Genomic DNA, 8,962 nt, shown 5'->3' with positions numbered 1-8,962 from the left:
GTGTTCGCGGTGATGGACGTCAGGGCCAGGATGCTTCCCCGGAAGGTGGAGTTCGTGCCCAACGTGGCGGAGCTGCCGACCTGCCAGAACACGTTGCAGGCCTGGGCGCCGTTGATCAGCGCGACGTTGCTGCCGGAGGCGGTGATCAGGGTGGAGGTCATCTGGAAGATGAACACCGCGCTCGGGTCGCCCTGGGCGTCGAGCGTCACGGTGCCGGTCAGGTTCGGGGTGGAGGTGGACGCGTAGACCCCGGGCGTGAGCGTCTGCCCGCCGAGGTCGGCGGACTCGGCGGTGGCCGGGCCGCGACCGGCGGCGTCGTTGTACGCCGCGGTCAGGTCGCTCTGGGCCTGCGCGGCGACCGCGTCGGCCTGGTGAATGACCCCGTTCACCGTGCCCGGCGGAAACCCGGTGACTGCGGTGCCCGGGCTGACACCGAGATCGCCGCTGATCACGCTGGCACCGGTATTTGTGACCGTGGTTCCCGCCAGCACCGCGAAGCTGTCGGCGGTCCCCAGGCCCACGGGAGCCTGCGCGGCCCTCGCATGAGGCGCGCCGGTGAACACCACCGTCAATGCCACGGCGAGCACGCCCAGGACGGCGAGAGGCGCGGCGGCGGCCGTGGAGCGGCGGCGAGCATCGCGCCGGCGCGGCCACGCGAAGTGAACAGTCATCGAGAACCCTTCCGGCTTCGGTGACGGGCCGGCTCACACGGCACAAGCCCGTAGCGATAGATCGAGACAGCCACGTCGGACAGTTGCGCCCTGATCAGCGAACGCGACGCACGCGCGGCCGCCCTCTCGAGGTGGAGGCACCCAGCGTCCTGATCAAACGTAGCGATCGCAAACCATGAAATACGGTAGTGAATGGACGGCCATTTGGGTGAAGCGCGACATGGCAGGGGGCGCACGGTAGTGAAGTCGGTAGCTCGGCCTAGGCTGGCCTGACGATGAGTCAGGCCACGCGGTGACCTAGCCCGAGCTGACGTTTGATGCGCGAGGCCAATGGCTGGCTGCCGACAGGACCGCAGCGGCCCCAATGCCTTCGCCGCTGCTGATCGACGGCGTCGCCTCCTGGCCAAACGGCTTTACGGTGCTCTGTGAACAGGGGTTGAGGAACATTGGAACGAAGACCGGTGCTAAGGATCTGTCGGCCCTGGCGGCATGCTGACAGGGCATCAGTCGCAGGATCGGTCTGAAGTTGCTCAGCTGGTGCCCCGTCATCTGCGGGACTTCGATTCGTCACCTGCGACGATCTCTCCAGCCCCACATGAAGCGGCCCTGGCGACCGCCACCACACAACGCCTCGACGGCCCTCTGCAGTTGTCCGCGTCGCTCTTCGTCCAGCTCAGCTCGATCGCGGAGTCATGCCCGGCCAGCAGCCGCTCGAGCAGCTGCTGCTGGATCGCCGCCCTGGAACCCGGGCGCACCTCGTGGACCGCGCTGCTGGACGCCCAGCGCCTTTGAGCCGGGTGCGGTCGCCGCGGTCATCGCCGACCAAGTGCGGGCCGTGGTCGAGCGCCTGCTCGCGGCCGGACGCTGGGCCGAAGGCGTTGCTGTGGTGTCACGTGCGCAGTTGCGGGCCGCAAGCGCACTGCGTACCCGGAAGGGAAGCTGCGTGGGGCGGGAGGCGACGGCTGTGAGGAGATCCTCACCGAGACCGCGCGGGGAGTCATCCCGCACAACGCAACCCGCGCTTGAACCGGCACCGAAGACACTCACCAACACCGCAAACCGCCGGAACTCACGCCACCCAGCCGACAGCCAACCAAACGAACACGAGAATCAGGGCTCTTAGACCTAAGTTGCGACGGCCCGTGGAATCCGTCCCGTCCGCGTCGGGTCTACGCCGACCGCACCTCTGATCGCGAGCGCCACCGCGACCGGATCCGCGCGCTTAAGATCACTGCGGTGATCGCCCGCCGTGGCGTGGCGCACGGCTCTGGGCTGGGCGTGCACTGCTGGGTCGTGGATGGCGCTATCGGGCTGCTGCACTGGTTGTGCCGCCTGCGCATCGGCTGGGAGCGCCGCGACGATATCCGTCAGGTGTTCGTCACCCTCGGCTGCGCAATCGTCTGCTGGCGACGACTGAAAACCTCGTTCTGATCCCAGTGCTGCGTCGAAGCGGCGCTGCGCAAGGCCGGATACCGCGTGTCGGCGCCTGTGAACCCCGCCGCGCCGAAGATCGTCTGGGAGGAGTCGCGGCGGCTGCGGACCGGCAACGGCCCCCGGGTCATAGACGTGCAGACCGCGAGGATCCGGGAGATCGTCGGGCGCCGCACGCCGGTCGACACCCCTCGTCGTGACCTGATACCGAGCGCCGGTTACCGAATGTGAGGCCGCACGCGACCAACCCGGAGGGTCCGTTGCCGTGAACGACCCGACCTCGTGGTGATGTCAGTGCAGCCCGGCGCTTTGTGGGCATCCACTGCGAGCAGCAGCCAAATCGGTGGCTGGGCACATCGACACATGCAGCAGGGTGGATCAAGATCGGGTGCTGCTGCTGTGTCCGGGACGGCGGCACCCGTCTGGTACCGGGCCGACAAAGGATTTCGCTGTGGCGGGAGGCCGTGCTCTGCGCAGGAAGCTTGTTCACGCCTGGAAGCGGCGGCCACCGCAGGGACAGGAGCAGCCCTGGGGAACAGGCATGCTTCGGCTCGAAACAACCGGGCGGCAAGGATGCGCGACGCGGGGTCAATTCAGTCATCGAAGTCGAAATGTGGACCTGCAATGGAATACGACTACGTGATCGTGGGAGCCGGTAGCGCGGGCTGTGTGCTGGCAGCGAGACTATCGACGGAGGAAGACGCACACGTTCTGCTGCTGGAGGCGGGCGCAGAACCACCGCCCGAGTCAGCGGTTCCCGCTGCCTGGCCCATGCTGCTGGCCGGCGAAGCGAGTTGGCCCGACGCGACCGTGGTGCAGCGGACACTCGGTGTGCCGGTGCCATGGCCTCACGGACGGGCCGTGGGTGGTTCGTCGGCGATCAACGCGATGATGCATCTGAGAGGACACCGCTCGGGCTACGACGCGTGGGCTACAGCGGGCGCCAAGGGCTGGGCGTTTGACGATCTGCTGCCGTTCTTCCGGCGATCGGAGTCAGCACCTCACCGGGACGCCGCGCTGCGTGGCACCTCCGGCCCGATGGTGGTCTCCCCGCCGGCCGTGCCCAATCCTCTGGCGCTGTGCGCGCTCGAAGCGGCTCAACAGATCGGATACGCACAGGCGGTCAATGTCAGCGGCGGCCTGGAGGAGGGGTTTGGCTTCCCCGACCTCGCCGTGGTGGACGAACGCCGGCTCAGTGCGGCCGACGCCTATCTCACTCCCGCCCGAAAGCGATCGAACCTGCGGGTCGTCACAGGAGCCCTCGTGCACCGAGTACTGCTGCGTGGGGACCGCTGCGTCGGCGTGGAGTACTCCCTCGGTTCGCAACTCGTCACGGTCTCGTGCCGGCGGGAAGTTCTGCTCAGCGCCGGTGCCGTAGGTACACCACAGGTGCTTTTGCGCTCCGGTATCGGGCCGGCGTCCCATCTGTCCACGATCAACGTGACCCCCGTGGTGGATCTTCCCGGAGTCGGGGAGAACCTGCATGACCACCCCACCGTGGGTGTCACATATTCCACCCCCGAACCGGCACCCGACGGCATCAACCACACCGAACTGGTGGGGTTGATACGCAGTCACCCACACGCGCAGGTGCCGGATCTGCAAATCTTCCTGATCAGTCTACCGATCACCGCGCCGACGCTCTCAGGCCCGGAATCCGGCTACACCTTCGGGGTCAGCCTTATGACGCCGCACAGCCGTGGCACGCTTCGCCTGAGCAGTGCCGACCCGGGCAGTCGGCCGCAGATCGACCCGGACTACCTCAGCGACCAGCGCGACCGAGCGACGCTCGAGGAGGGCCTGCGCATCGCCCGGAAGATCGGACGGGCGCCCGCAATGGCGCCGTGGCAGGCAGCCGAGGTCCTGCCGGGGCCGGACGTCCCGGACACCTCGCTCGCAGACTACCTGCGGACCGCCGCAACGACGTACTTCCACTATGTCGGTACGTGCCGAATGGGCAGCGACAAGCTCGCCGTGGTCGACACGCAGCTGAAGGTCCACGGCGTCACCGCACTGCGCGTGGCGGACGCCTCGGTGATTCCAGCGATACCCACGGCCACCACGCACGCGACCGTCCTGGCCATCGCGGAGCGCGCGGCCTGCCTGGTAGGGGATCGAAACGCATGACCGCTCAACCGGTTCCCAGGCTGGGCCCCGCCCATAGCCGTCCCCGATCTCCGACCGCTGACGGGCGCTGCTCGGCTCGGCCCTCTCGTACCTCCATCCGAGGGCATCAACGTGACCTGACACGCTGTCCGGCGCACCGCGCTACTCATTTCGTTACCAGTCGTAGATGGAACCTCGCCGATACGGATCGCACTGTGCGCGGACAGGCCGCGCTCGTCCCCTCCTGGTCCGACGCCTGATTGCCCCGGCGTGCATCATTGTTCATACGAAACCGACGACATTGAACGAGAAGGAAGACCCTGACCTTGGAAACCCTGGACTTCGAGACCACCGTCTTCGACAAGGAGTACGCGACCCTCGGTGAACGGCGTGAGGCCATCGTGCGCGGCGGCCGACACCTGTTCGACCGGCTGCCCGCGGCCTTCGAGGGCGTACGCCAGATCGGCGTGATCGGGTGGGGCTCGCAGGCACCGGCTCAGGCACAGAACCTGCGGGACTCCTTGGGCGACGCCGTCAAGGTGGTGGTCGGGCTGCGCAACGGATCCCGCTCGCTCGACGCCGCCCGCGCCGCGGGCTTCACCGAGCAGAACGGCACGCTCGGCGAGATGTTCGAGGTCATCGCCGCATCCGACATGGTGCTGCTGCTCATCTCCGATGCCGCGTTCGCCGAGCACTACAAGGAGATCTTCGCTGCGCTGCGTCCGGGGACCACGCTCGGCCTGTCCCACGGGTTCCTGCTGGGCCACCTGACGGATGTGGGCGAGAGCTTCCCCGAGGACATCGACGTGGTCGCGGTGTGCCCCAAGGGCATGGGCCCGTCGGTGCGCGCCCTCTACGTGCAGGGCGCCACCGTCAACGGCGCCGGGATCAACGCCAGCTTCGCCGTCGAGCAGGACGTCACCGGCCGCGCCGTCGACCGCGCCCTGGGCTGGTCGGTGGCGCTCGGTGCCCCCTTCACCTTCCAGACCACGCTGCGCTCGGAATACCTCTCTGACCTCTGCGGTGAGCGCGCGATGCTGCTCGCGGGTGTACACGGCCTGGTGGAGAGCCTCTACCGGCGTTACCGCGACCGCGACGGCATGAGCGAGCACGACGCCTTCCGCCACTCCGTGGAGTCCGTCACCGGCCCCATCTCGCGGATCATCTCCACCGACGGCCTGATCGGCGTCTACCAGCGGCTCGGCGAGCAGGAGAAGGGCGTGTTCGCGAACGCCTACTCCGCGGCGTACCCAGTGGGCCTGGAACTGACCGCGGAGATCTACGACGAGGTGAGTTCCGGCAACGAGATCCGCAGCGTCATCCTGGCGGGCAAGCGCCTGGGCCGCTTCCCGATGGGAAAGATCGACCAGGCCGACATGTGGCGCGTCGGCCAGGGCGTGCGCGCCCTGCGGGAGACGGACGGCGAGGCCCCGCTCGACCCGTTCACCGCCGGCGTGTTCTGCGGCATCATGATGGCGCAGGTCGACCTGCTGCTCGAGCAGGGCCACCCCTACTCCGAGATCGCCAACGAGTCGGTCATCGAGGCGGTGGACTCGCTGAACCCGTACATGCACGCCCGCGGTGTGGCCCACATGGTCGACAACTGCTCGACCACCGCGCGGCTCGGCGCCCGCAAGTGGGCCCCCCGCTTCGACTACCTCCTCACGCAGAAGGCGTTCCCTGCGATGGACGACAAGACCGTCGACCCCGCCCCGTTCGCGGCCTTCGAGGGGCACGTGATCCATCAGGTACTGGCGGTCTGCGCGCAGATGCGCCCGTCCGTGGACATCTTCGTGGAGTAAAATGGGCGTTTAAGTACTGTATTTCGCGATACGGCGGACCTTCCAGTCAGGATATTCGCCCGGATCGCACAGCTTGCCGGTAAGTGCACCCGCGGTCAGACCGTGCCGTCGCCCGTTTGATCCCGATCTCATCCGCAGAGCCCGTCTGACAGGGACACAACCGGGAAACGCCCGGTTCGCCACGTGCACAGCCCATCGGCAGCGCCATAGTAGAGCTCTGCCATGACCGGACGCCGCCCGTACCCCTCCGACATCTCCGACGCCCGCTGGGCGCCGATCGAGCCGACTCTCACTGCCTGACAGCTGGGCCGCCTCGACCGACGCGCCCGGCCGGCCGTGTATCCCGGCTCGGTGTCGCGCTTTGGTCGCCTCAGGTCTCCAGGCGTCGTTTCAACGTCGCGATGTTGACCGGCATCTCCTTGCGCGCTTCGCGGCGCACGAGAAGGGGGACCAGGAGTTTGCCGACGCCGTGGCCCTGGAAGTCGACGGTGATGGTCAGGCGGGATCGGGCGGGGGCGAGCGGTTCGACGGTGACCTCGACCACGGCCCGGATGGGGCCGTCGATGCCGCGCACGCCCCAGGCTCGGGGTGGCTCGATGTGGGTGAGTTCCGAGGTGCTCGCCCTATTGGCGCGGCCGATGCGCCGGGTGGTCACGCACCGCGCTCCCGCCGTCGGGGCGGCGGGATCTGCCATGCGGCCGTCGATGACACCATGCTGCCATTCGGCGAAGCGGGTGGGGTCGGTGGCGTAGGCGAAGACCTCGTCGGCGGGCCTGTTCACCTCGGCGCTCGTGGTGATGGGGGACATGTCAGCCGCCCTCGGTCAGCAGGGCGGCGTAGCGGGAGAGGTACAGCGGCCATCCGGCGTCGTCCGCGACGCCGTCGGCGACGGCCTGCCAGCCGGGGCCGTGCCGGTCGATGTTGCGATGCTCCAGCTCCACCCGGGTGCGCCCCGGGGCCTCGGCGATGAACCGGACCTCGACCTCGCTAGTGTTCTCCGGCTCGGTCTCGATCTGCCACTGCGGGCTGATGTCCCAACTGAACACGACGCGGTCCGGCGGCTGGTAGGCCAGGATGCGCGCCCAGCGGCACACGCTGCCATCAGTACCGCGGTCGTAGATGTGCCCGCCGACCTGGGGCTCGAACACGGTCTCAGCGATCGGCACCTTGAGCATGTTGTGCTCCGGCGGCTTGAAGTCGCCGAACCGCTCGGTGAAAACGGTGAAGGCCCGCTCGATCGGCGCCTGCACGGTGATCTGCCGACGCACCACGGTGCTTGTTGCCTCGGTCATGGCTCCTCCTGTTCCGGTTGTTCGATGAGGTCCTGGTAGCCGGCCAGCGCCCGGTTCCAGAACGTCTCGAGCTGATCGCGCAGCGCGGCCACCCCGGCCGGGTTGAGCCGGTATATCCGGCGGGTTCCCGCCGCGCGCTCGGTGACCAGGCCCGCGCCCTTGAGCACTTTCAGGTGCTGGGAGACCGCCGGCCTGCTGACCGGTAGTTCGTCGGCCAGTTCGCCGACCGCCCGGGGCCGCTCCACCAGGCACGCGATGATGGCGCGCCGGGTGGGGTCCCCCAGCGCCCCCAGCGCGTCACCCGGTTGGTAAGTATCCACGAACGGTAAGTCTACGCTTACGGATAGGGCGCGGGTCAAGAGCGACGGGATCGCGGGAGACGGGTCCGTACCGCCGGGCCCCCAGCGCAACCCGCCGTCCGACACGATTGCGTTGCGGGAGCCCGGCGCCGAGTAGTTCAGCACCGCGTCGGCGCAGGCGGGTCGTGCCGATCGCGTCGACGCCGGACACGGCGGGCGCTAGCGTCGGCGGCATCGGCGATCCGGGCCGGCGCAGGCTCGGCGCGAGTTGGATGAGGTGATCGTCATGGTCCTCCGCAATCCGTTGATCGATGAGGCGTTGCAGGCGTGGACCCGGGGTGATCTAGACGGGTTCGAGCAGGCGCTGGCACCGGACGTGGAGCTGCTCTGGTACGAGCCGGGCGACTGGGATTGCCACGGCCGCGAACAGGTCATGGCGCTGCTGCGGCGCAGCGGGGCTGAGGGCCGATCGGTCTTCGAGGTCCGCATCGAGGACATCGACGCCCACACCCTCGTGGTATCCGCGCTCTACCCTGAGCAGTGTCCGGGACCTGACGGCGGCGCCGCCGCCACTACGGTGACGATCGCCGATGGGCTGATCGCGCGCCTTGAGCAGTACCGCACGCGCGAGGACGCCCTCGCCGCGGTGGCGTCGGGCCGGGCTGATGGAGAGCGCTGATGTCCGCGACCGCTAAGGCGGCTGCCGCCCGGCTTCGGGCGGCGTTCGCCGCCGGGGACCTGGCTTCGTTGGGACCGCTGCTGGCCGCGGACGTGCTCTGGGGCGGGCAGGAGGAGACCGAGCAGACCTGCCACAGCCGGTCGGACGTGCTCGCCTGGTACGGCCGGTTGCAAGCCGCCGGGGTGACCGCCCAGATCACCGACACGGTGGTGTGCCCGGGCGCCGTGGTGCTGACGCTCGAGCTGGCCGGTCGGGACCGTGGACCTGACGGTCCGCACCCAGAAGTAGTCCACCAGGTGTTGTGTCTCGCCCAGGGCCTGGTCGTGGATATCCGCGGCTACTCGCAGCGCGAACTCGCGCTCGCCGCCGCCGACACCCCGCTATCGGCCGGCCGATAGCCACAACCGGCGTCACCGCGCGCGGCGATGAACGTGCCGTCCTCAGCGCGCGGTCGCCGGGCTGCGGTTATGGCGGTTACGTGCGGTCATGGCGGTTACGTGTGGAGCAGCGGGCCGAAGATCTGGGCGCCGAGGCGTTCGGCCTCGCGCTGGTCCAGCACTGCACCGGTGACCTCGGGATGCGCAGCCGCGAAGGACTCGACCCCGGTGCGGTCGGTGAAGAACCGCAGGTATCCACAGCACACCGCGGCAGCCGGGCCGTCGGTGCTGGCCGAGCCGTAGTA

Annotated in this window: 12 protein-coding genes; 7 read left to right on the top strand and 5 right to left on the bottom strand. The window is 68.7% G+C overall.

The window, feature by feature from the left end; all coding sequences use genetic code 11:
* Positions 1 to 671, bottom strand: a 671-nt coding sequence (locus tag VGZ32_RS20040; RefSeq protein ID WP_326887640.1) for an ice-binding family protein, incomplete at its 3' end; no start/stop codon positions are given.
* Between the two features lie 648 nt (positions 672 to 1,319).
* Between VGZ32_RS20040 and VGZ32_RS29090 the strand changes: the two genes are divergently transcribed.
* From VGZ32_RS29090 to VGZ32_RS20015, 5 genes are all read left to right on the top strand, one after another.
* Entirely contained in the window at positions 1,320 to 1,463 is a 144-nt protein-coding gene (locus tag VGZ32_RS29090) for a hypothetical protein (RefSeq protein WP_326887639.1), read from the top strand.
* Between the two features lie 444 nt (positions 1,464 to 1,907).
* A complete protein-coding gene (locus VGZ32_RS20030; protein ID WP_326887638.1) occupies positions 1,908 to 2,102 on the top strand; it encodes a hypothetical protein in 195 nt (64 codons plus the stop codon).
* A 45-nt stretch (positions 2,103 to 2,147) separates the two neighbouring features.
* On the top strand, positions 2,148 to 2,333 hold the full coding sequence (locus VGZ32_RS20025) for a hypothetical protein (RefSeq protein WP_326887636.1): 186 nt from the start codon (positions 2,148 to 2,150) through the stop codon (positions 2,331 to 2,333).
* Between the two features lie 342 nt (positions 2,334 to 2,675).
* A complete protein-coding gene (locus VGZ32_RS20020) occupies positions 2,676 to 4,229 on the top strand; it encodes a GMC family oxidoreductase (RefSeq protein WP_326887634.1) in 1,554 nt (517 codons plus the stop codon).
* Positions 4,230 to 4,543: 314 nt separating this feature from the next.
* On the top strand, positions 4,544 to 6,010 hold the full coding sequence (locus tag VGZ32_RS20015; protein ID WP_349263677.1) for a ketol-acid reductoisomerase: 1,467 nt from the start codon (positions 4,544 to 4,546) through the stop codon (positions 6,008 to 6,010).
* A 370-nt stretch (positions 6,011 to 6,380) separates the two neighbouring features.
* Here VGZ32_RS20015 and VGZ32_RS20010 read toward each other — a convergent pair whose 3' ends face one another.
* Genes VGZ32_RS20010 through VGZ32_RS20000 form a run of 3 tightly spaced genes read right to left on the bottom strand, consistent with a single transcriptional unit; the run spans position 6,381 to position 7,622 of the window.
* The gene (locus VGZ32_RS20010) at positions 6,381 to 6,818 is read right to left on the bottom strand and encodes an SRPBCC family protein (RefSeq protein WP_326887632.1); all 438 of its coding nucleotides are present in this window, start codon (positions 6,816 to 6,818) and stop codon (positions 6,381 to 6,383) included.
* Between the two features lies 1 nt (position 6,819).
* Entirely contained in the window at positions 6,820 to 7,302 is a 483-nt protein-coding gene (locus VGZ32_RS20005) for an SRPBCC family protein (RefSeq protein WP_326887631.1), read from the bottom strand.
* Positions 7,299 to 7,622, bottom strand: a complete 324-nt coding sequence (locus VGZ32_RS20000) for a metalloregulator ArsR/SmtB family transcription factor (RefSeq protein ID WP_326887629.1) — start codon at positions 7,620 to 7,622, stop codon at positions 7,299 to 7,301. The genes VGZ32_RS20005 and VGZ32_RS20000 overlap by 4 nt, the downstream gene beginning before the upstream one ends.
* Positions 7,623 to 7,887: 265 nt before the next feature.
* Between VGZ32_RS20000 and VGZ32_RS19995 the strand changes: the two genes are divergently transcribed.
* The gene (locus VGZ32_RS19995; protein WP_326887628.1) at positions 7,888 to 8,280 is read left to right on the top strand and encodes a nuclear transport factor 2 family protein; all 393 of its coding nucleotides are present in this window, start codon (positions 7,888 to 7,890) and stop codon (positions 8,278 to 8,280) included.
* The gene (locus VGZ32_RS19990) at positions 8,280 to 8,678 is read left to right on the top strand and encodes a nuclear transport factor 2 family protein (RefSeq protein ID WP_326887627.1); all 399 of its coding nucleotides are present in this window, start codon (positions 8,280 to 8,282) and stop codon (positions 8,676 to 8,678) included. Before VGZ32_RS19995 ends, VGZ32_RS19990 begins: the two co-directional genes overlap by 1 nt.
* Positions 8,679 to 8,773: 95 nt before the next feature.
* On the opposite strand, the gene merB is transcribed toward VGZ32_RS19990, so the two are convergent.
* The coding region (gene merB / locus VGZ32_RS19985) for an organomercurial lyase (protein ID WP_326887626.1) at positions 8,774 to 8,962 on the bottom strand (189 nt) is incomplete at its 5' end.

It is taken from the genome of Actinocrinis sp., from assembly GCF_035938995.1.
Lineage (GTDB): Bacteria > Actinomycetota > Actinomycetes > Streptomycetales > Catenulisporaceae > DASZGI01.
The sequence above is the reverse complement of the archived record's forward strand: the minus strand, read 5'-3'. Positions and strand labels throughout refer to the sequence as shown.